Annotated in this window: 19 protein-coding genes; 17 read left to right on the top strand and 2 right to left on the bottom strand. The window is 71.5% G+C overall.

Features of this window, described 5'->3' with window-relative positions:
• Nucleotides 1–165: 165 nt before the first annotated feature.
• The 9 genes from DEU36_RS10135 to csrA are packed head-to-tail and all read left to right on the top strand — an operon-like array spanning nt 166 to nt 7,500.
• On the top strand, nt 166–1,095 hold the full coding sequence (locus DEU36_RS10135) for a flagellar motor switch protein FliM (protein ID WP_120264037.1): 930 nt from the start codon (nt 166–168) through the stop codon (nt 1,093–1,095).
• Nucleotides 1,092–1,742 (top strand): flagellar motor switch protein FliN, encoded by a 651-nt coding sequence (gene fliN / locus DEU36_RS10130; protein ID WP_120264036.1) that lies wholly within the window; start codon nt 1,092–1,094, stop codon nt 1,740–1,742. The genes DEU36_RS10135 and fliN overlap by 4 nt, the downstream gene beginning before the upstream one ends.
• A 49-nt stretch (nt 1,743–1,791) precedes the next feature.
• Complete coding sequence (locus DEU36_RS10125; RefSeq protein WP_183045338.1) at nt 1,792–2,256, top strand: flagellar biosynthetic protein FliO; 465 nt, start codon at nt 1,792–1,794, stop codon at nt 2,254–2,256.
• 26 nt (nt 2,257–2,282) lie between these two features.
• Nucleotides 2,283–2,987: a flagellar type III secretion system pore protein FliP gene (fliP, locus tag DEU36_RS10120; protein WP_259455358.1), complete on the top strand. Its 705-nt coding sequence runs from the start codon at nt 2,283–2,285 to the stop codon at nt 2,985–2,987.
• A gap of 12 nt (nt 2,988–2,999) precedes the next feature.
• A complete protein-coding gene (gene fliQ, locus DEU36_RS10115) occupies nt 3,000–3,275 on the top strand; it encodes a flagellar biosynthesis protein FliQ (RefSeq protein ID WP_023953659.1) in 276 nt (91 codons plus the stop codon).
• A gap of 1 nt (nt 3,276) precedes the next feature.
• Nucleotides 3,277–4,038 carry a flagellar biosynthetic protein FliR gene (locus DEU36_RS10110; RefSeq protein WP_120264033.1) on the top strand — a complete coding sequence of 254 codons (762 nt, stop codon included), beginning with the start codon at nt 3,277–3,279 and terminating at the stop codon, nt 4,036–4,038.
• A gap of 13 nt (nt 4,039–4,051) precedes the next feature.
• On the top strand, nt 4,052–5,143 hold the full coding sequence (locus DEU36_RS10105; protein ID WP_120264032.1) for a flagellar biosynthesis protein FlhB: 1,092 nt from the start codon (nt 4,052–4,054) through the stop codon (nt 5,141–5,143).
• The gene (locus DEU36_RS10100; RefSeq protein WP_120264031.1) at nt 5,140–7,191 is read left to right on the top strand and encodes a flagellar biosynthesis protein FlhA; all 2,052 of its coding nucleotides are present in this window, start codon (nt 5,140–5,142) and stop codon (nt 7,189–7,191) included. The genes DEU36_RS10105 and DEU36_RS10100 overlap by 4 nt, the downstream gene beginning before the upstream one ends.
• A 60-nt stretch (nt 7,192–7,251) precedes the next feature.
• Nucleotides 7,252–7,500, top strand: a complete 249-nt coding sequence (gene csrA / locus DEU36_RS10095; RefSeq protein ID WP_396652159.1) for a carbon storage regulator CsrA — start codon at nt 7,252–7,254, stop codon at nt 7,498–7,500.
• A gap of 19 nt (nt 7,501–7,519) precedes the next feature.
• On the opposite strand, the gene DEU36_RS10090 is transcribed toward csrA, so the two are convergent.
• A complete protein-coding gene (locus DEU36_RS10090; RefSeq protein WP_120264029.1) occupies nt 7,520–8,542 on the bottom strand; it encodes a metal ABC transporter solute-binding protein, Zn/Mn family in 1,023 nt (340 codons plus the stop codon).
• 53 nt (nt 8,543–8,595) lie between these two features.
• Entirely contained in the window at nt 8,596–9,336 is a 741-nt protein-coding gene (locus DEU36_RS10085) for a GntR family transcriptional regulator (protein WP_120264028.1), read from the bottom strand.
• Nucleotides 9,337–9,519: 183 nt separating this feature from the next.
• Between DEU36_RS10085 and DEU36_RS10080 the strand changes: the two genes are divergently transcribed.
• The 8 genes from DEU36_RS10080 to DEU36_RS10045 are packed head-to-tail and all read left to right on the top strand — an operon-like array spanning nt 9,520 to nt 20,194.
• Nucleotides 9,520–10,599, top strand: coding sequence for a substrate-binding domain-containing protein (locus DEU36_RS10080; RefSeq protein WP_120264027.1), 1,080 nt, complete (start codon nt 9,520–9,522; stop codon nt 10,597–10,599).
• A gap of 44 nt (nt 10,600–10,643) precedes the next feature.
• The gene (locus DEU36_RS10075; protein ID WP_120264026.1) at nt 10,644–12,137 is read left to right on the top strand and encodes a sugar ABC transporter ATP-binding protein; all 1,494 of its coding nucleotides are present in this window, start codon (nt 10,644–10,646) and stop codon (nt 12,135–12,137) included.
• Complete coding sequence (locus DEU36_RS10070) at nt 12,134–13,105, top strand: ABC transporter permease (RefSeq protein WP_120264025.1); 972 nt, start codon at nt 12,134–12,136, stop codon at nt 13,103–13,105. Before DEU36_RS10075 ends, DEU36_RS10070 begins: the two co-directional genes overlap by 4 nt.
• Complete coding sequence (locus DEU36_RS10065; protein WP_120264024.1) at nt 13,102–14,172, top strand: ABC transporter permease; 1,071 nt, start codon at nt 13,102–13,104, stop codon at nt 14,170–14,172. Before DEU36_RS10070 ends, DEU36_RS10065 begins: the two co-directional genes overlap by 4 nt.
• Entirely contained in the window at nt 14,165–15,037 is an 873-nt protein-coding gene (gene lsrF, locus DEU36_RS10060) for a 3-hydroxy-5-phosphonooxypentane-2,4-dione thiolase (RefSeq protein ID WP_120264023.1), read from the top strand. The genes DEU36_RS10065 and lsrF overlap by 8 nt, the downstream gene beginning before the upstream one ends.
• A 47-nt stretch (nt 15,038–15,084) precedes the next feature.
• Nucleotides 15,085–16,737 carry a glycerol-3-phosphate dehydrogenase/oxidase gene (locus tag DEU36_RS10055; RefSeq protein WP_120264022.1) on the top strand — a complete coding sequence of 551 codons (1,653 nt, stop codon included), beginning with the start codon at nt 15,085–15,087 and terminating at the stop codon, nt 16,735–16,737.
• Nucleotides 16,738–16,754: 17 nt separating this feature from the next.
• Nucleotides 16,755–18,245 (top strand): FGGY-family carbohydrate kinase, encoded by a 1,491-nt coding sequence (locus tag DEU36_RS10050; protein WP_120264021.1) that lies wholly within the window; start codon nt 16,755–16,757, stop codon nt 18,243–18,245.
• Nucleotides 18,242–20,194 (top strand): SDR family NAD(P)-dependent oxidoreductase, encoded by a 1,953-nt coding sequence (locus DEU36_RS10045; RefSeq protein ID WP_120264020.1) that lies wholly within the window; start codon nt 18,242–18,244, stop codon nt 20,192–20,194. The genes DEU36_RS10050 and DEU36_RS10045 overlap by 4 nt, the downstream gene beginning before the upstream one ends.
• The last annotated feature ends 157 nt before the right edge of the window (nt 20,195–20,351 follow it).

Here is a 20,351-nt window from a genome sequence, read left to right as displayed (position 1 = left end):
GCCACCCCAACCCAAGCCCACACCACCCCCAGCACCCAGCTGGCACCTCCCGCCCCAACCCGGGCCCCGAACGGGCGCGAACTGCCACCCCAACCCAAGCCCGCGACGCCGAGCGTGCGCGGCCCGCGCCTAACGGAGCCGCACGCGTGACCGATAGTCCCCGCCGTGCAGACCGTGCCGATCGCCCCGAGCGCGCGAACCGAGGATGCCGCGACCGCGGCCCCGGAACGCTACGACTTCGGCCGACCCGCGGCGCTGTCCCGAGAGCACACGCGCGCCCTGGCGGGAGCCTTCGACGCCTTTGCACGTCAGTGGGCGATGCTCCTCGCTGCGAAGGCCCGCGTGCGCGCGCACATCGCCCTCGAACGGGTGAGCCTGGAGACATACGACGAGTACGTCGCGACGGTCCCGCCCACGACGACGCTCGTGCTGTGCTCGGATGCCGCTTCCGACGACCGCGCCGTCATCGAGTTCCCCCTGCCGTCGGCCCTGTCGTGGATCGTGAAGATGCTCGGTGGCGACGGCTCGCAGCGCCCGGAGGCCCGCGCTCTCACGGCGATCGAGCAGGCGCTGATCCGGTCGCTCATGGACGAGACCCTCGGGCATCTCCGCACGGCCCTCGGCTCGCTGCTGCCCCGCGAGCTGAGCGTCGGCGCGGTGCAGTACAACGCCGCCTTCGCCCAGGTCGTCGGCGGTCAGGACCTCGTGGTCGTCGCCCGGTTCTCGATGCGCCTGGCCGACCGCACCGAGACCGCGACGATCGCCCTCCCCGCCGCGACGTTGCTCGAACGCCTGTCCGACAGCGCTTCGGCGCCGCGTGCGACGAACGACCCCGGCCTCGTCCGCCGGCACATCGAGCAGACCCCCGTCGAGGTGACGCTGCGGCTCGCGCCGCGCGCCGTGCGGCCCGCCGAGGTCCTCGACCTCGCGGTCGGCGACGTCATCTCGCTCGCACACGCGGCCGAGCGTCCCCTCGATCTCGCCGTCGACGAACACGTCGTCGCATCCGCTGCCATCGGGTCGCACGGCGCGCGCCTCGCGTGCGTCGTGACGGCATCCGATCTCTCCCCCGCGCTGTCCGAGGAGTCGTCATGACCAGCACCACCACCCACGAGGCCGCGGCCGCGGCCGCATTCGCCGACCGGCTGCCCACGGCGTCGCGCATCACGGCCCGACCCGGCACGAACGCGGGCGAGACCGGCGATGCGGTCATCGTCTCGTCGGTCGGCGACACGAGCGCGGCGCTCGCGGTCGTCGTGTTCGACGAGTCGGCGCTCGTCGGCGCTGACGCCGGACTGCCGTTGCACGAGCGGTTGCGCGACGCCCTCGACGCCGCCGCGACGGCCTTCGGCCCGAGCGTGCTCGGCGAGGCGACGATCGGAGACGCCTCGGCGCTCTTCGCGCACCCCGCCGCGCAGGTGTTCGACCTCGTCGACGAGGATGCCCGCGTGATCGGGCGCCTCGCGGTTCGCGTATCGCACCCCGCCGCGGCCTCGCCTCGTCGCCTGCAGCGCATCGCAGGCGTCGAGATGGAGCTGACGGTCGAGGTCGGCCGCACGCGCATGACCGTGCGCGACGTGCTCGACCTCGAGCCCGGCCGCATCATCGAGCTCGACCGTTCGGCCGGCGCCCCCGCCGACGTCAAGCTCAACGGCCGCCTCATCGCGCACGGCGAGATCGTCGTCGTCGACCAGGACTACGCGGTGCGCATCACGCGGATCATCGAGAACGCGGAGGCCTGACATCGACGATCTGCTGCTTGCACTGCGCGTCGTCGTCTCCCTCGGCGTCGTGCTCGCGATCGTGTGGGTGCTGCAGCGCCGCTTCTCGCGCGGCGGCGGCATCGGCGGCCTCGGCGGTGCGGCGGGCGCCCGGGCGAGAGGCGCGCGGAGCCGCAGGTCGGCACGCTCGGATGCCGTCACCGACATCACCGTCGTCGCCAAGCGCGGCATCGGGCCGAAGGCGCAGGTCGCCGTGGTCGAGATCGACGGCGCCCGCTACGTGCTCGGCATCACCGAGGGCGGCGTGTCGATGCTCGATCGGATCGACCCTGCCTCCGATGCCCCGTCACGGGATGCCGAGCACGACGAGCTCGGCACGAGCCGTCCGGCTCTGCGGGATGTCGCGGGCGGCGCGCCCCTGAGCCCGCCGGTGCCCCTCCTGCGATCGCAGGCCCGCGCCGAACGCACCGCCCGCCCGGCGATCATGACCGCGCGTGATGCCGCACAGGTGCTGCGCCGGGCCCTGGGCGCGTGATCTCGGGCGGCGCGCTCGGCGCGCTCGTGCTCGTCGCCGCCTCGGCGCCGCCGCCGAACGGCGGGGTATCGGTCGACATCAACGGCATCGACGGAACGCCCTCGTCGTCGGTGCTCACGCTCATCGGCATCACGCTGCTGTCGGTCGCCCCCGCGCTGCTGCTCATGATGTCGTCGTTCACGAAGATCTTCGTCGTGCTGGCGATGACCCGGAACGCCCTCTCGCTGCCCACGATCCCGCCCAACCAGGTGCTCGCGGGCCTCGCCCTGTTCCTCACCCTCTTCGTGATGTGGCCGGTGCTCACCGAGATCAACACGGTCGCGGTGCAGCCCTACGTCGACGGCTCGATGACGTTCACCGACGCCGTGGGCGTCGGCTCCGACCCGCTGCGCACGTGGATGCTGTCGTTCACGCGTGAGGAGGACCTCGCGCTCATGACCCGGTTCGCGGGGGCCGACAACCCCCAGGACCCGGCGAGCGTCCCGATGATCACCCTCATCCCCGCGTTCATGATCTCGGAGCTGCGCGCGGCCTTCATCATCGGCTTCGTCATCTTCGTCCCGTTCCTCGTCATCGACCTCGTCGTCGCGGCGGCGCTGATGTCGATGGGCATGATGATGCTCCCGCCGGTGATGATCTCGCTGCCCTTCAAGATCCTCCTCTTCGTGCTCGTCGACGGGTGGGGGCTCATCCTCCGCACGCTCATGGAGAGCTACGGAGCGGGCGGATGACCGGGGGCACGCGTGAACCCTGAGGCCGTCCTCGACATCGGCATGGAGGGCGTCGTGCTCGCCGCGAAGCTGGCCGCCCCGCTGCTGATCACGGCACTCGTGGTCGGCTTCGCCATCTCGCTCCTGCAGTCGATCACGCAGATCCAGGAGGTCACGCTCTCGTTCGTGCCGAAGGCCGTCGCCGTCGCGATCGCACTCGTCGTGTGCGGGCACTGGATGATCGCCGAGGCGATCGCCTTCACGCACACCATGTTCGACCGCATCCCGCACCTGCTCTCGGGCGGCTGAGATGCAGCTGCTGCTCGACTTCGCCTGGATCGAGGCCACGGGACTCGCCGCGGTCCGCACGACCGCCTTCGTCTTCACGGCCCCGCCCTTCTCGTACGGCGCTTTCCCGGCCCGCATCAAGGCGATGGTCGCGATCGGCGTCGCCCTCGCCCTCAGCGGCACGGTGGCGCCGGGCTACCAGAGCCTCGACACCGGCGCCTTCTTCCTCGCCCTGACCGCTCAGGTCGTCACGGGGGCGCTGCTCGGCTTCCTCGTGATGACGTGCTTCGCCGTCGTGCAGTCGGCCGGCGGCCTGATCGACGTCTTCGGCGGATTCCAGCTCGCGCAGGGCTTCGATCCGCAGATGAACGTCAACGGCGCCCAGTTCACGCGCCTGTTCCAGATGATCGCCCTCGCCCTGCTCTTCGCGAGCAACGGCTACCAGCTCATCCTCGCGGGGCTGGCCCGGAGTTTCACGGCCGTCCCCGTCGACGGGATGCTCGACCTCGCCCGCCCGGTCGAGCTGCTGGTCGACACGGCGTCGCAGCTGCTCGTGGCCGCGTTGCAGATCGCCGGTCCCCTGCTGCTCGTGCTCTTCCTCGCCGACATCGCGCTCGGGCTCGTCAGCCGCGTCGCCCCGGCGCTCAACGCGTTCGCGCTCGGATTCCCGCTGAAGATCATCCTGACGTTCCTCCTCGCCGGCAGCGTCATCCTCGCCCTGCCCGCCGTCGTCGGGGCGCTCACCGACCAGGCGACCGGCCTGCTGATCGGCGGAACCCGATGAACGGCGGCGCCTCATGAGCAGCGACAGCGGGGAACGCACCGAGCAGGCGAGCCGCCGGCAGCTGCGCGAGGCTCATCGCAAGGGCAAGCTCTCGCGCAGCCAGGACCTGTCCGCCTGGCTCGCGATCGGCACCGTCGCGCTGGTCCTCCCCGCCATGATCGGGGCGGGCGCGGATGCCGGGGCCGCGCAGTTCGTCGAGATCGCCGCCGTCATCCGCCACCCCGACCCCGAGCACGCCGTCGCCGTCCTGTCGTCGGCGCTCGGCAGCATCCCGGCCGTCGTCGGCACGGCGCTGCTCGCCGTCGCGATCGTCGCGATCGTCGGGTCGGTCGCCCAGGGCGGCGTCCATCTGCGCGGGGTGCCGGCGCGCTTCGAGCAGTTCAACGTGCTGAACGGCGTCAAGCGGCTCTTCGGCCTGCAGGCCCTCTGGGAAGGCGCGAAGGCGCTCCTCAAGACCGCCGCCATCGGCCTCGCCCTGTGGTTCGTCGTCGCCGGTCTCATGCCCGTGCTCACGATGAGCGGCGCCCACCCGATCACCCGGCTGCTCGAGATCGCCTCGAACGTCGTGACCGCGCTGCTCATCACCGCCGTCGCCGTCGGCATCCTGCTGGCCGCGATCGACGTCCTCGTCGTCATGCGCCGCAATCGCAAGCACACCCGCGTGACGAAGAAGGAAGCGCGCGACGAGCACAAGAACTCCGAGGGCGACCCGCTCATCCGCAGCCAGCGCCGCGCCCGGCAGATGGCGATGAGCCGAAACCGCATGATCGCCGCCGTCGGAGATGCGGATGTCGTGCTCGTGAACCCCACGCACATCGCCGTCGCGCTGCGCTACGAGCCCGGCAAGTCGGCGCCGCGGGTCGTCGCGAAGGGGCAGGGCCTCATCGCCGAACGCATCCGCGAGCGGGCACACGAGGCCGGCGTCCCGCTCGTCCGCGACATCCCGCTCGCCCGTGCCCTGCACGGCGCGTGCGAGCTCGGCCAGGAGATCCCCGGCGATCTCTACACCGCCGTCGCCCGCGTGCTCGTCTTCGTCGACGGGCTCAAGCGCCGCGGCGCGGCACGCGGCGTCCACACCGTTCCCGAGAGGAAGGCACCCCGATGAACATCCTGAGAAGGTCGCTCGTGCCGATCGGGGTCGTCGGCATCATCATGCTGCTGATCGTGCCGGTGCCGCCGCCGATCCTCGACGTCCTCATCATCACCAACATCCTGTTCGCCCTGCTGATCCTGCTGACGGCGATGTTCGTGAAGCGGCCGCTCGATTTCGCGGTCTTCCCCTCACTGCTGCTGGTGGCGACGCTGTTCCGGCTCGGCCTGAACGTCGCCTCGACGAAGCTCGTGCTGGGCGAGGCGCACGCGGGACAGGTCATCGACGCGTTCGCCGCGATCGCCGTGGGCGGATCGCTCGTCATCGGCATCGTGGTGTTCCTGATCCTCATCGTCATCCAGTTCGTCGTCGTGACGAAGGGCGCCGAGCGCGTCGCCGAGGTGGGCGCCCGGTTCACCCTCGACGCGATGCCCGGCAAGCAGATGGCGATCGACGCCGACCTCAACGCCGGTCTCATCAGCGACGCCGAAGCGCGGCGCCGGCGCGCCGAGATCGCTGCCGAGGCCGACTTCTACGGCGCGATGGACGGCGCCTCGAAGTTCGTCAAGGGCGACGCGATCGCCGGACTCGTCATCATCATCATCAACCTCGTCGGCGGGGTCGCGATCGGCATGCTCTCGAAGGGCATGGAGGCGGGCGAGGCCCTCAACACCTACGCCCTCCTCACGATCGGCGACGGCCTCGTCACGCAGATCCCCGCGCTGCTGATGGCGGTCGCGACGGGCATGATCGTCACCCGGTCGGGGGCGGAGTCCGACATGGGCTCGGCCGCGGCGGCGCAGCTGACGCAGTCGCGCAACGCCCTGTCGATCGCGGGCGGCGCGGCGATCGTGATGTCGTTCATCCCCGGGATGCCGATGCTGCCCTTCCTCGTCATCGGCGCGACCCTGCTGCTCATCGCGCAGCGGGTCGGGCGCCGCGAGCAGACCCAGGCTGCCGAGGACGCCCCTGCCGTCGATCCTCGCGGCGCCGTCGACACCCCCGAGGAGCTGGCCGAGCGGATGCGGGTGCACGCGCTCGAGATCCTGCTCGCTCCCGACATCGTCGACCTCGTCACCGGCGGCCCCGACGACCTGCTCGGACGCGTGCGGGCGCTGCGACGCAAGACCGCTCTCGAGCTCGGACTCATCGTTCCGCCCGTCCGCACGCGCGACAGCATCGAACTGCCGCCGTCGACCTACGTCATCCGGGTCGCCGGGATCGAGGCGGGTCGCGGCGTCGCGCCTCGGGCCTCGCTCCTCGCCCTCGGCTCGGGGCTCGAGACCCTGCCCGGCCGGTCGTCGCCCGACCCGGTCTTCGGGATCGACGGCAAGTGGGTGCCCCTCGAGATGCGGCACAGCGCCGAGCTCGCGGGCGCGACGGTCGTCGACCGCGCGAGCGTCATCATCACGCACCTCTCGTCCGTCATCCAGGCCCACGCCGCCCGACTGCTCAGCCGCGAAGACGTCCGCCAGCTCACCGAGACGCTGCGTCAGTCCAGCCCCGCGGCCGTCGAAGAGCTCACGCCGGCGCTGCTGTCGCTCGCCGAGGTGCAGCGCGTGCTGCAAGGCCTTCTCGCCGAGCGCATCCCGATCAACGACCTGACCCGGATCTACGAGGCACTCGCGTTGCGCGCCAAGACGACGGCGGACCCCGACGCCCTGATCGAGACCGCGCGCCTCGCCCTCGGTCCCGCCGTTGCGACGCGGTTCGCCGAGCAGGGGCGGCTGCGCATCGTCATGATCGACCCGCTGCTCGAGCAGTCGATGCTCGAGGCCATGCGGCCGAGCGAGGACGGCCCGCACATCGCGCTCGACCCGCATCGGCTCGAGGCGGTCGTGGCCTCGACACGCGCCGCTCTGGAGGCGGCCGGCCCGGGGCCGGAGCCTGTGCTCGTGTGCGCCCCGTCGCTGCGTTCCGCCGTCCGGCGCCTCATCTCGTCGCAGACGGACGGTCTGCCTGTGCTGTCGTACACCGAGGCGACGGCGGGTGGCCTGGCGATCGACACCGTGGGCGTGGTCCGAGACACCGTCGGCGACGCGCAGGCCATCACGACCGCATGAGACTCGCGTCGGCCGCGGAGCGCGCGCAGCGCGTACGGAAAGTAGGGTGATCGAGTGCTGGTGTTGACGAGACGAGTCGGTGAGAAGGTGCTCATCGGCGACGACATCGAGCTCACGGTGCTCGAGGTCAAGGGCGACAGCATCCGGCTCGGCATCGAAGCCCCGCGGTCGACCCGTATCCAGCGCGCCGAGATCGTCGCTGCCGTCGAGACCGAGAACGTCTCGGCCGCCCGCTCGTCCGCGGACGAGCAGCAGGCCCTCCTGAACGCACTCGTCCGCCGCCAGGGCGCGGCCCCGACGGCGGACTGAGAGAGCTTCGGGCGGCAGGTCAGCCCGCGAGCGCCCCGGAGATCTCGTCGATGTTCTGCTGCATCCAGCCCACGTAGTCGACGCCGTCGGGCATGAGCTCGGTGAACTCCAGCACGGGGATGTTCAGCTCGCCGGCGAGCTTGGTGATCTCCGTCGTCTCGGCGCCGCCCGTCTGGGCGTTCACGATCACGATCCGCACGTCGCCGGAGCGCAGGATCTGCTGCGCCTCGAGGAGCGTCGCGGGAGGCACGTCCTGCCCCTCCTCGACGGCCTCGCTGAACGCGGCCGGAGTCGCGTTGTCGAGGCCCGCCGCGGCGGCCAGGTACAGCGGCACCGGCTCCGTCACGAAGATCTTCTCGCCCTGATGGGCCGCCGAGATGGTGTCGAGCGACGTCTCGAGACCGTCGATCCGTTCGATGAGGGCCTGGGCGTTCGCCTCGAAGGTGTCGGCGTTCGCCGCGTCGAGCTCGCCGAGCTCGTGCGCGATGTCTTCGACGAGGTGGGCGATCGTGTGCGGGTCGTACCAGACGTGCTCGTTGAAGCCCTCGATGTGGTCGTGACCTTCGTGGTCGTGACCGTGGTCGTGGTCGTCGGACGCGTGGTCGTCGGCTGCGTGCTCGTCGGCTGCGTGCTCGTCGGCGTGGTCCTCGTGCCCCTCGGCCCCGGGGAAATCGTGCGAGAACTCGACCGCCGTGAGCACCGGAGCGGTGCTGCCGCTCGACTCGACGAGCCCGTCGAGGAACGAGTCGTAGCCCCCGCCGTTCTCGATGACGAGGTCGGCCTGCGACACCGTCAGCTGGTCGCGCGCCGACGCTTCGTACGAGTGCGGGTCCTGCGCGAGCGAGGTCACGATCGAGGTCACCTCGACGGCGTCGCCGCCCACCTCGGCAGCCAGCGAGCCGTACACGTTCGTCGAGGCGACGACGCTGATCTTTCCGTCGTCCGAGCCGCTCGCGGCCGGCGAGGAGGTACCGGCGCAGCCGGCGAGTGCGAGGGATGCCGCGGCCACGAGCACGGCTGCGGGGAGGAGTCGACGGGTCATACCCTCGATTGTACGTTACTGATAATCGTTCTCTTGACCGCAGCAGCCCGACATCAGCGGATTCCCACGTAGAAACGCGACTCGTCGCTCCGGTGGAGCGCCAGATATCGCTCGAAGGGCCGCCCGTCGGCATCCCACGCGATCGACTCGATCGAGAGCACAGGCTGGCCCGGCGCCAGCTCGAGGAGCTCGGCGTCGGGCGGCTCGGGGACGACAGCACTGAGCCAGCGGTCGGCTCCGCTGGGCTGCACTCCGAAGTTGCGCCGGAGGTGCTCGTACAGCGACCGGTTCTCGAGGTTGGCGCGTGCGAGGGTGGGAAAACGGTCGTGCGGCAGCACCGTGTCGACCAGCAGCCAGGGCGTCTCGTCGACACGCCGCAGACGACGCAGCCGCACCACGGAAGCACCCACGGGGATGCGCAGCGCCTCGGCGTCGGCGGCATCCGCGGTCCCGACCGCGAAGTCGAGCACGCGGGTCGTGACCACCCGCCCCGTTCCGGCGAGATCGTCCGACGAGCCCGCCATCGAACCGACGAAGCGGAGGTCGGGTCGCGCCGGCGAGACGAATGAGCCACGGGCCCGCACCTTGTAGATCAGCCCGGCGCGCACCATGTCGGCCAGCGCCTCTCGGACGACGGTGCGCGAGACCCCGAAACGATCGATGAGCTCCGACTCGGAGGGCAGCGCCTGGTCGGGCCGCAGGCGCCCCGACTCGATCTCGCCACGCAAGGCGAGCGACAGCTGCTGCCACAGCGGGAGATCGGACGAGCGGTCGAGCGTCGTCGCTGCGGTCATGGGAGCCTCCTCGATCGGGCCGTCACGGCGAGCGTATCCGGCGCCGTGTTGACACCCGGCGGCCCGCTCCCTATCTTAGTCATCACCAACTTGTCATGACAGGTTGGTTGTTACGAGTTGGGCAGCCCGCACGCCCTCGTGACATCGGCACCTCGCAACGATGCGACACCAGGAGGCACAACGATGACGTTCCCGACCACCCGCCGCATGCTCGCCGCAGCGGCCGCGACAGCGATCTCCGCTCTCGTCCTCGCGGGCTGCGCCGGCAGCCCGACCGACACCACCGCCGGCGGCGAACCCCAGGGCCTGAAGGTGGCCCTGTCGAACGGGTTCGTCAACGGCTGGCGCCTGACCCTCATCGACAAGTTCGAGACGGAGGCCGCGAAGCTCAAGGAGAGCGGCGTCGTCTCCGACTACAGCGTCGTCAATGCCCCGGGCGAGAACAGCGCGACCGAGCAGGCGTCCCAGATTCGCAGCCTCATGCTTCAGAACCCCGACGTGCTCATGGTCATCCCGGCATCCTCGACCGCCCTCGTCCCCGTCATCGAGGAGGCGTGCGCCGCCGGCATCACCGTCGTGATCGTCGACGCCGACATGGACACCAGCTGCGGCGTCGTCGTGCGCAACGACTACGGGCAGTGGGGCGCCGACTCGCTCCAGCCCGCCCTCGACGCCATCGACGGCAAGGGCGACATCATCCTCAACCGGGGCGTCATCGGCTCGCAGCCCGACGAGGCGTTCTACGCCCGCCAGCAGGAGATCCTCGCCGGCTACCCCGACGTGAAGGTCGCCGCCGAAGTGAACGGCTTCTGCGACGCCGCGACGGCGCAGAAGGAGATCGTCGCGATCCTCGGCTCGATGCCGACGATCGCCGCGGTTCCCGGATGCATCGGCGGCATGGGCGTCGTCCAGGCCTTCCAGTCGGCCGGGCGCGACATCCCGGTCGTCGTCTTCGACACCGACGGCAAGTCGCTGTCGTTCTGGAAGGAGAGCGGCATCGACAACGGGTCGTTCGCGGCGCTGACCGATCCCGGACAGATCGTCGCCGCCCTCTACGCCGCCATCGCCAAGCTGCGCGGCGACGAGGTGCCCGACGACGTGGTCCTCCCGCTCGTGCAGGTCACGCAGGAGAACCTCGACTACTGGGTCGAGACCCTCGGCACCGACGAGTACGCCGCCAACGCCTGGGACGAGGCGACCACCGACGCCGCCATCGCGGCTCTGCTGGCCGGCGACGACGTCGCCACGCCCGCACTGCCCTGACACCCGGTGATGCCGTGGCCGACCAGCTCGAACCAGGAGACCCGATGACAACCCTGTCGCACACCCCCGCGACCGCACCCTCGGACGTGGCGCTCGTCACGGCCGAGGCCGTCGCCAAACGGTATGGAAACACGACGGCCCTGGCCGGGATCGACATCTCGGTGTCGGCCGGCGAGATCCTCGGCCTGGTCGGCCACAACGGCGCCGGCAAGAGCACCCTCATGCGGGTGCTCGCCGGGCGCGAGCAGCCCGACGCCGGCAGCATCCGCTGGCAGACCGGCGCCGCGACCGCGAAGCCCGGCACCGAGCAGCCCGGTGTGCGGATGATCTACCAGGAGCTCGCCCTCTGCCCCGACCTCACGGTCGCCGAGAACATCGCGCTCTCGGATGCCGGCACCCGAGGTGCGGGCTGGAACCGCCGCGCCGAGCGGCGGGTGTCGCGCAAGCTCGACGAGGTCTTCCCCGGACACGGCGTCTCGGCGCTGCGCCGGGCCGGCGACCTCACGATGGCGCAGCGGCAGATGGTCGAGATCGGGCGCGCACTGTGCACGCCGTCGCTGTCGCTGCTCATCCTCGACGAGCCGACCGAATCGCTCAGCATCAACGCGACCCGCCAGCTCTACGACGCCCTCCGCGGCCTCGCGGCCGAGGGCGTCGGCATGGTCCTCATCTCCCACCGGATGCAGGAGGTGCTGGCCCATGCCGACCGGATCGCCGTCATGAAAGACGGACGCGTGGTCGACGTGGTCTCGGCGCGAGAGACCGACGAGGACGCACTGCTGGCGGCCATGGGCGGCGAGGTGCACGCCGACACCGCCACGGTGCGCCGGGTGAGCGCGGCGAGCGCTCGGCCCGAGATCGACGCGACGGGCACCGTCGCCCGGATCGACGGAGGCGAGGTGCCGTTCTCGGTCTCACCGGGCGAGATCGTGGGCCTCGCCGGCCTCGCCGGCCACGGTCAGGACGAGCTGCTGCACCGGCTCTGGGCCAACGCGCGCGGCGTCCGTGTCGTACGCGGGCGCGCCTACGTTCCCGGCGACCGCCAGACCAGCGGGATCTTCTCGCTCTGGAACGTCGCCGACAACCTCACCGTCTCGGCCACGCGTCATCTCGCGAGGGCCGGTATCGTCCCGCCCGCCCGGCGCCGGCGGCTCGCGGAGGAATGGGTGCAACGCCTGAACGTGAAAGGCGGCGCACGCGCACCGATCACGTCACTGTCGGGCGGGAACCAGCAGAAGGTCATCGTGGCGCGGGCGTTCGCGACCGATGCTCCCCTGGTGCTGCTCGACGACCCCTTCCGCGGCGTCGACGTCACCACGAAGAACGAGCTCTACGCCCTCATGCGCGTCGAGGCCGCACGCGGCCGCTCGATCGTCTGGTACTCCACCGAGAACGGCGAGATGGCGCACTGCGACCGTGTCTACGTCTTCCGTGCCGGGCGCGTCGTCAGCGAGCTCGCGGGCGACGACATCACCGACGAGCGCATCATCGCGGACTCGTTCGGAATCGACGCCGAGACAGTCCAGGAGGACCGATGACCACCGACGTGCTCTCCCCGCCCACCGCGCCGCAGCGCCTGCGCGCCTCCGCCGTCAACGGATCGCCCGCTCTCCTCGCACTCGTCGCGCTCATCGCGATCTTCGCCGTGACCGCCGTCCTGCAGCCCGGGATCCTCAGCGTGCCCGGCCTGACCCTGATGCTGATGTCGTCGGTGCCGCTCGTGCTCGCCGCCCAAGCGCAGATGATCATGATGGCCGTCGGCGACATCGACCTGAGCGTCGGCTATCTCGTCGGCCTCATCACGGTCATCGCGGCGACGCTTCTGCGGGAGACCCCCGCCCTCGCGATCGCCATGATCGCCGGCATCCTCGTCGTGTACGCACTGCTCGCCTGGGTGGTGCAGCGCCGCGGGGTGCCCTCGATCATCCTGACGCTGGGCATGTCGTTCGTGTGGCTGGGGATCGGACTGCAGATCCGGCCGACGCCCGGCGGTCAGACCCCCGACTGGCTCTCGGCGCTGTCGACCTGGCGGCCGACCTGGTTCCCGGCACCGCTCATCTTCATCGCCGCGGCCACGGTCCTGGGATGGTGGATCACGCGACGCTCCCTCGCCGGGGCACGCATGCGCGCGCTCGGCTCGCAGGCCGCGACGCTCGAGAAGACGGGCACCTCGCTCGTCGCGACCCGCGCGACGGCGTACGTCGCCGCGGCCGCGCTCCTCGTCGTCTCGGGCCTGCTCCTCGCCTCGCAGACCTGGTCGGGCGACATCAACGCCGCCGGCGAGTACACCCTCATGACGATCGCCGCGGTGATCCTCGGCGGGGGCACCTTCTCGGGCGGCCGCGCCCTGCCGATCGGCACGACGCTCGGCGCGATCACCCTCGGCCTCATCACCGTGCTGCTCAGCCTCATCAACCTCCCGTCCGCCCTGCAGTCGGCCGCACAAGGCGTCATCGTCATCGCCGTGCTCGCGGGCCGCATGATCACCGAGAGGATCGCGCGATGACCTCCGCCTCCATCCCGCTCCCGGCGCTCCGCCGCGGCCCCGTCTGGCCCGCCTGGGGGTGGTCGCTCCTCGGTGTGCTCGCCGTGTGGGCAGTGATCATCGCCGTGCGCCCCGGGTCGCCCATCGACCCCATGGCCCAAGCTCTCTCGCTTGCGCCGTTCCTCGTGCTCGTCGCCCTCGGACAGATGCTGGTGATCACCCTCGGCCCGGGCAACATCGACGTCTCCGTCGGCACCGTCATCTCGATGGCCTCCTACGTCTCGGTCGGCGTGGGCGCCACGGCGGGGCCGGCGATCGGGCTCGCCGCCGGGGTCGGCTCGGGGCTCGCCGCGGGCGCGGTCAGCGCCGCCGCGATCCTGCTCCTGCGGGTGCCGCCGATCATCGCGACCCTCGCGACGAGCCTCGTCGTCACCTCTGCGACGCTCCTCCTGGCGGATGCCGCACGCGCCGGCGCTGACGCGAGCCTGCGGGCCTTCGTCACCGCGAAGGCCTTCGGCATCCCGGTCATCGCGCTCGTCGTCGCGGCAATGACGGTGATCGTCTGGCTCGCCCTCACCCGGACCCGTGTCGGTGTCGCCGTCATCGCCGTCGGCCAGAGCGTTCGCGCTGCCGAACGCGCCGGTCTGCCGGTGGCGGGGGTGACGGTCACCGCCTACCTCGTCTCGGCGGGCCTGGCGGGACTGGTCGGCGGCCTGCTCGCCGCGTTCATCTCCCCCAGCACGGTGCTCGGCAGCTCGTACATGCTCGACTCGATCGCGGTCGTGGTGATCGGCGGCACCCTCATCTCCGGCGGTCGCCCCGTACCGGCCGGCGCCTGGACCGGCGCTCTCTTCTTCGTGCTGCTGTCGGGGCTGCTCAATCTCGTGGGGTGGTCGATCGGCGCTCAGAACGTGCTCAAGGGCGTGCTCGTCGTCCTCGTCGTCGTGATCGCCTCGGCCGCCACCGGAACCGGCCGCAGCTCTCTGCACCGGCTGCGGGCGAGCCTGCATCGCCCCGCCTCCGTTCCCTCGGCCCGACGCGCCGACACCGACCCCATCCCGAAGAACAAGGAGAACATCCATGGCTGACCTCGACGACCTGCGTGAGGGAACCGACTACTCCGGCCCCGCCGTGGCCGGAACCGGCTACCCCATCAAGGGCCAAGCGGGCCAGGACTGGGGGCTGCGCGCGCGGATGTCGCGCGTGTTCGACCCCCGCGACGGCAAGACCGTGATGCTCGCGTTCGATCACGGCTACTTCCAGGGCCCGACCTCCGGCCTCGAGCGGCTCGACCGCTCGATCCTGCCGCTGGTTCCCCAGGCGGACGCTCTGATGTGCACGCGCGGAGCCCTGCGCACGACCATCCCGCCGCACTCGTCGAAGGGCATCGTGCTGCGCGCCTCCGGCGGTCCCAGCGTGCTCAAGGAGCTCTCCGACGAAGAGATCGCCGTCTCGATCGACGACGCCGTGCGACTGGATGCCGCGGCCCTGGCCGTGCAGGTCTTCATCGGCGGAGACAACGAGACGAAGTCGGTGCGCAACATGACCACCCTCGTCGACGCGGGCCAGGCCACCGGCATCCCGGTGCTGGCCGTCACCGCGGTCGGTCGCGACATGGTGCGCGATGCCCGCTACTTCCGCCTCGCCACCCGCATCAGCGCCGAGCTCGGCGCGGCGTTCGTGAAGACCTACTACGTCGAGGAGGGCTTCGAGACGATCACCAGCGCGTGCCCCGTCCCGATCGTCATCGCCGGCGGCAAGAAGGTCGAGGAGCGCGAGGCCCTGCGTGTGGCGTCGCGGGCGATGGCGGAAGGCGCGGCGGGCGTCGACATGGGACGCAACGTCTTCCAGTCGGCGCACCCGGCCGCCATGCTCGCGGCCGTCCGCGGGGTCGTCCACGACGGCCTCAGCGCCGACGACGCCTTCGACCTGTTCCAGACCCTCTCCCACTGAACCGTCTCGGGGCGCCCGCGGGCGCCCCGAGACCCGAAGGATGCAGCATGCCCTCGCTTCGTACCCATGCCGAGCCCACCTCGGCCGACGTCGTCGTCATCGGCGCCGGGATCAACGGTCTCGCCATCGCCCGTGAGGCCGCCGGCCGCGGCCTCCACGTCGTCGTCATCGACCGTGACGACATCGCCGCCCGCACCTCGGCGATCTCGACCCGTCTCATCCACGGCGGCCTGAAGTACCTCGAGCGGGTGGAGATCCCGCTCGTCCTCGAATCGATCCGCGAGCGCAACATCCTGCTGCGCACCGCACCGCATCTCGTGCGCCCCTACCCCATGCTCATCCCGTTCTCGCGGGGTGCCTCGCGGCCGGGATGGCTGCTCTCGTGCGGCCTGCTGCTGCACGACATCCTGTCGTTCGGCAAGAAGCTGCCGCGCAACCGCATCGTCTTCTCCAAGCGCCTGGCCCGCGAGTGGCCGTCGGTGGCCGCGGGCGGCGTGAAGTGGGGCGGGCTCTTCCAGGACGCGCACGTGCCGGTGACCGAGCGCTTCGGCATCGAGCTCGCCATCGACGCGGCCAACCACGGCGCGACGGTGCTCACCCACACCCCCGTCATCGATCTGATCCGGGAGAGGGGACGCATCGCCGGCGTACGCTACCTCGACCGCGAGGACGGTCGCGAGCGGACGCTGCACGCCCCGGTCGTCGTCAACTGCGCCGGCCCCTGGGTCGACGCGATCCTCGACCTGCAGGGCACGCACCCCCGCCGCATCGGCCCGACGAAGGGGAGCCACCTCGTCGTCGACGCGTTCCCCGGCGCGCCCGACACCTGCATCTTCTTCGAGTCGCCCGATGACGGCCGCCCCATGTTCGTGCTGCCGTGGTGGGACGGCAAGTACATGATCGGCACCACCGACCTGCCCTACGACGGGTCGATCGACGAGATCGTCGTCGACGACGACGAGGTCGACTATCTGCTCCGCGCGGTAAACGGCCTCATCCCGGGGGCCGGTCTGCGACGCGACGCCGTGCTGTGGTCGTTCTCGGGAGTGCGCCCGCTTCCTTACGTGGCAGACCTGAGCGACCCGGCGTCGGTCAGCCGCGACAGCGAGATCGTCGTGCACACCGGCGACGCCTCGGGGCTGCTCACCGTCATCGGCGGGAAGTACACGACCCACCGGGCCCTGGGCGAGCAGGCGCTGCGACGCATCGAGGCGGCGCTGGGCCTCGGCCGGCGGCGCTCAGCGACCCGCACCTCCCGGTTCCCGGGCGCGCCCGCGGGCGATCACGAGAGCTTCATCGCTGACAGCGTCGCCCGCAGCGCCCTGCCCGAGCGCAGCGCCCGTCGACTCGCCGACCTGTACGGAACCCTCAGCCGCCCGATCGAGATGCTGGCGGCATCCGACCCATCTCTCGCCGAGGTCATCGACGACGAGAGCGGCGCGATCGCCGCGGAGGTCGTCTACGCCGTCCGCGAGGAGGGCGCCCACACGCTCGAAGACGTGCTCATCCGCCGCACCGCGATCGCGCTGAACAGCGACGTCGGCCTCGGCTGTGCGGCACGTGCCGCCGACGTCCTCGTCGCGCACGGCGGCTGGAGTGCCGAGCGCGCGGAAGCCGAGCTGGCGCGATACCGTGAAGCCGCTCGGCGCTTCGCACCCCGAACCCTGCGCCCGGCATCCGCTCAGCCGACGGCCGCCTGAGCGAGAAACGAGGATCGATGAAGATCTGCGTCATCGGCATCGACGTGGGACTCACGTCTGCCAAAGCAGCGGCGTTCGACGACGCCGGGCGGGAGATCCGCACGGTCTCGGCGCCGAACCCCCGCGTCGCCGTCTCGCGCGAGCGGCAGGAGATCGCGATGGACACGCTGTGGGATGTCGTCGCCGACGTCCTCCGCGACCTGACGTCATGGCTCGCCGCCGACGGGTGGACGGTGTCGGCGGTCGGCGCGACCGGCCACGGCAACGGTCTCTACCTGGTCGACGAGCAGCTGCGGCCGGTGCGGCCCGCCATCGCCTCGACCGACAGCAGGGCCGAGCACGTCGTCGCCGCCCTCGACCCCGCGGCGGTCGAGCGGATGCGGCTGCTCACCGGCTCGCTCCCGTGGGCGGCGCAACCGGGCGTGCTGCTGCGGTGGCTGCTCGACAACGAGCCGGAGTCGCTCGAACGAGCACGCTGGGCACTGACCTGCAAGGACTGGATCACCGCGTGCCTGACCGGCGTCGCGAGCGCCGACACGTCCGACTCGTCGGGATGCGGCCTGGTCAACCTCCGCGAGCGGGAGTACGAGCCCGAGGTCTTCGACATGCTCGGTCTGCCCCGCGAACTCCAGCGCATCCTGCCGCCCCTGCACGCGAGCGACGAGGTCGTCGGGACGATCAGCGCCGACGCGGCCGCACGCTCGGGCCTGACCGCGGGTACACCCGTCGTCGCCGGCTGCATGGACTGCGTCGCGAGCCCGCTCGGCGCCGGGTCGACCGACCTCGGCGATGTCACGGTGATCGTGGGCACGTGGGCGATCAACGCGGTCGTGGTGCCGACGAATGCCGTTCCCCCGCGCGTCACGATCAACGCGCTGCTCCCCGATCCCCGCCTCATGCTGGCCATGGAGGTCGCGCCCACGTCCGCCGCGAGCATCGAGTGGGCGTCCGGGCTGCTCGGCGCCCGCGCGACTCTCCCGTTGACTCCGCGCGACCTCCTCGAAGCCGCGCACGGCGCACCCCCGCTGGCGGACGGGCTGCTCTTCCTGCCCTTCATCCACGGCGCGCCCGAGCATCTCGGCGCCTCCGGCACCTTCGTCGGAATCAAGGGCAGCCACGGCTACCCGCACGTCGCCCGCGCCGTCGCCGAAGGCATCACGCAGTACCACCGCGTGCAGATCGAGAAGGTCGTCGCGACGGGCGCCGTCGTCACCGACGCTCCGTGGACCCTCGCCGGCGGCGGGGCGAAGAACCCCCAGTGGGCGCAGATGTTCGCCGACGTCATCGGTCACGCGATGCGCCGGCAGCTCGGCACCGAGCTGGGCGCGCGCGGCGTCGCCTCGCTCGCGGCACGGGGCGTCGGGGTCGACATGACGCCGTGGGGCGTCGAGCCCGACCCCGCGCTCGTCGTGCCACCGGGCATCTGCCGCACCGCGTATCAGCAGCAGGCGGCCCGCTTCGACCGCGTCGTGTCGTCGATGACGAGCGTCTGGGAGGCCTACGCATGACGCCCTCGTCGGGCGTGTCCGACGCCCTCGACGAGATCGTGCGCGTCAGTCGGGCCCTCGGCGGCGATCCCTCGTTCGTCCTCCATGGGGGCGGGAACACGTCGATCACCGCGCGAGGCGAGGACGTCACGGGCGAGCCCGTCGACCTCGTCCTGGTCAAGGGGAGCGGATGGGATCTCGCCACGATCGAGCCGGCAGGATTCGCGCCGCTGCGTCGCGACCGCCTCGAGCGCCTGCTGCGCCTGCCGCACCTCGACGACCCGACGATGGTGAACGAGCTGCGCCAGGCCTCGCTCGAAGCAACGGCGCCGACGGCCTCGATCGAGGCGCTGCTGCACGCGCATCTCCCCGGCCGGGTCGCGCTCCACTCGCATGCCGACGCGATCGTCGCCGTGACCGATCGCGACGTGCCCGACGACGAGATCGCCGCGGCACTGGGCCCGCGGGTCGCCGTTCTGCCGTACGTGATGCCCGGCTTCCCGTTGGCACGCCTCGTGGCCGACACCGACCTCAGCGGCGTGGATGCGCTCGTCCTCCGCAATCACGGCCTGTTCACCTTCGGCGACGACCCCGACGCCGTGCTCGCCCGCCACCGCGAGATCGTCGCCCGGGCGGCCGAGCTCTCGGGGATCGTCGCGCCCGACGAGACGGATGCCGGTCAGACGGATGCCGGTGGTCACGATATCCCCCCGCGCGGCACGCTCGAGACAATCGCGGGCCTGCGCGCCGACATCGCGCGCGCCGCCGGACGGCCGATGCTGCTGCGGCAGAGCCGGTCGCGCCGTGCCGCCGCGTTCGCCGGCCGCACCGATCTCGACGCGGCCACGACCCGCGGAACCGCGACCCCCGAACACGTCATCTACACCAAGCGGCATCCGCTCGTCGGGCGCGATGTCGCGGCCTACGCGAGCGCGTACCGGGCCTACGTCGAGCGCCACCGGCACCGCCAGCCGGGCCCGATGACGCCGCTGGACCCCGCGCCGCGCGTCGTGTTCGACCCGGAGCTCGGGATGCTGACCGCCGGCGACACCGTGCGGGACGTCAGGGTCGCGGCCGACATCGCGGAGCACACCATCGCCGTCATCGAGGCGGCGGACGCGCTGGGCGGCTACCGGTCGCTCGACGAAGCGCAGAGCTTCGACATCGAGTACTGGTCGCTCGAGCAGGCCAAGCTCGCCGGCCGCCGCCGCGCGCCGCTCGCGGGGGAAGTCGCCATCGTGACGGGCGCCGCCTCCGGAATCGGGCGGGCCGCCGCGGAGCGACTGCTCGCCGATGGCGCCGCCGTGGTCGGGGTCGACCTCGATCCGAGCGTGCCGCACGCATTCTCGGGTGACGCCTGGCGCGGGGTGGTCGGTGACGTCGCCGACGCTGCCGTCGTCGAGCGCGCCCTCGACGAGGCGGTCCGCTCCTACGGCGGCGTCGACATGCTCGTCGTCGCTGCCGGGATCTTCCCCCGCAGTCAGCCGATCGCCGACCTCGACGATGCCGCGTGGGAGCGCGCCGTTCGCGTCAACGCCACCGCGCCCCTGCGCCTGATGCGGGCGGCGCACGCGCACCTCGCGCTGGCGCCCCGGGGCGGGCGCGTGGTGCTCGTGTCGACGAAGAACGTCGCGGCACCGGGCCCCGGCGTCGCGTCGTATTCGGCGAGCAAGACCGCAGCGGCTCAGCTCGCGCGGGTCGCAGCGATCGAGTGGGCCGCTGACGGCATCCGGGTGAACCAGGTCGAGCCCGACGCGGTCTTCGACACGGCGATCTGGACACCCGAGCTGCTCGCGGAGCGCGCGGCCAGCTACGGCCTCAGCGTCGAGGAGTACCGCACACGCAATCTGCTGCGCGTCGAGGTCACGAGCGCGATGGTCGCCGAGGCGGTCGCCGTCTTCTGTGAGCAGCTGCCGGCGACGACCGGCGCTCATCTGAGCGTCGACGGGGGCAACGACCGGGTGATCTGAGGCGGCGCCGATTTTCGGGGGACCGAACGATTCGCCCGCCCGAAATGCTGTCAATCAGGGCTTTTCGTCATTTTCGACGGCCCGCGACTGGCAAGCTCGAGAGCGGCCGATCTCCGTTCGACGGTGCCCGGGACGATCGCCGGCCATCCCGTCATCC

It is taken from the genome of Microbacterium sp. AG238, assembly GCF_003610405.1.
In the GTDB taxonomy this organism is placed as follows: Bacteria; Actinomycetota; Actinomycetes; order Actinomycetales; family Microbacteriaceae; genus Microbacterium.
Note: the sequence above shows the minus strand (reverse complement) of the source record. Positions and strands in the feature narration are given on the sequence as shown.

Bases quoted from the DNA above. Each gene is read 5' to 3' on its own strand.
- fliN (WP_120264036.1), top strand. From the start codon at position 1,092: ATGACCAGCACCACCACCCACGAGGCCGCGGCCGCGGCCGCATTCGCC.
- DEU36_RS10110 (WP_120264033.1), top strand. From the start codon at position 3,277: ATGCAGCTGCTGCTCGACTTCGCCTGGATCGAGGCCACGGGACTCGCC.
- DEU36_RS10105 (WP_120264032.1), top strand. From the start codon at position 4,052: ATGAGCAGCGACAGCGGGGAACGCACCGAGCAGGCGAGCCGCCGGCAG.
- DEU36_RS10100 (WP_120264031.1), top strand. From the start codon at position 5,140: ATGAACATCCTGAGAAGGTCGCTCGTGCCGATCGGGGTCGTCGGCATC.
- DEU36_RS10090 (WP_120264029.1), bottom strand. From the start codon at position 8,542: ATGACCCGTCGACTCCTCCCCGCAGCCGTGCTCGTGGCCGCGGCATCC.
- DEU36_RS10085 (WP_120264028.1), bottom strand. From the start codon at position 9,336: ATGACCGCAGCGACGACGCTCGACCGCTCGTCCGATCTCCCGCTGTGG.
- DEU36_RS10080 (WP_120264027.1), top strand. From the start codon at position 9,520: ATGACGTTCCCGACCACCCGCCGCATGCTCGCCGCAGCGGCCGCGACA.
- DEU36_RS10075 (WP_120264026.1), top strand. From the start codon at position 10,644: ATGACAACCCTGTCGCACACCCCCGCGACCGCACCCTCGGACGTGGCG.
- DEU36_RS10070 (WP_120264025.1), top strand. From the start codon at position 12,134: ATGACCACCGACGTGCTCTCCCCGCCCACCGCGCCGCAGCGCCTGCGC.
- DEU36_RS10065 (WP_120264024.1), top strand. From the start codon at position 13,102: ATGACCTCCGCCTCCATCCCGCTCCCGGCGCTCCGCCGCGGCCCCGTC.
- lsrF (WP_120264023.1), top strand. From the start codon at position 14,165: ATGGCTGACCTCGACGACCTGCGTGAGGGAACCGACTACTCCGGCCCC.
- DEU36_RS10055 (WP_120264022.1), top strand. From the start codon at position 15,085: ATGCCCTCGCTTCGTACCCATGCCGAGCCCACCTCGGCCGACGTCGTC.
- DEU36_RS10050 (WP_120264021.1), top strand. From the start codon at position 16,755: ATGAAGATCTGCGTCATCGGCATCGACGTGGGACTCACGTCTGCCAAA.
- DEU36_RS10045 (WP_120264020.1), top strand. From the start codon at position 18,242: ATGACGCCCTCGTCGGGCGTGTCCGACGCCCTCGACGAGATCGTGCGC.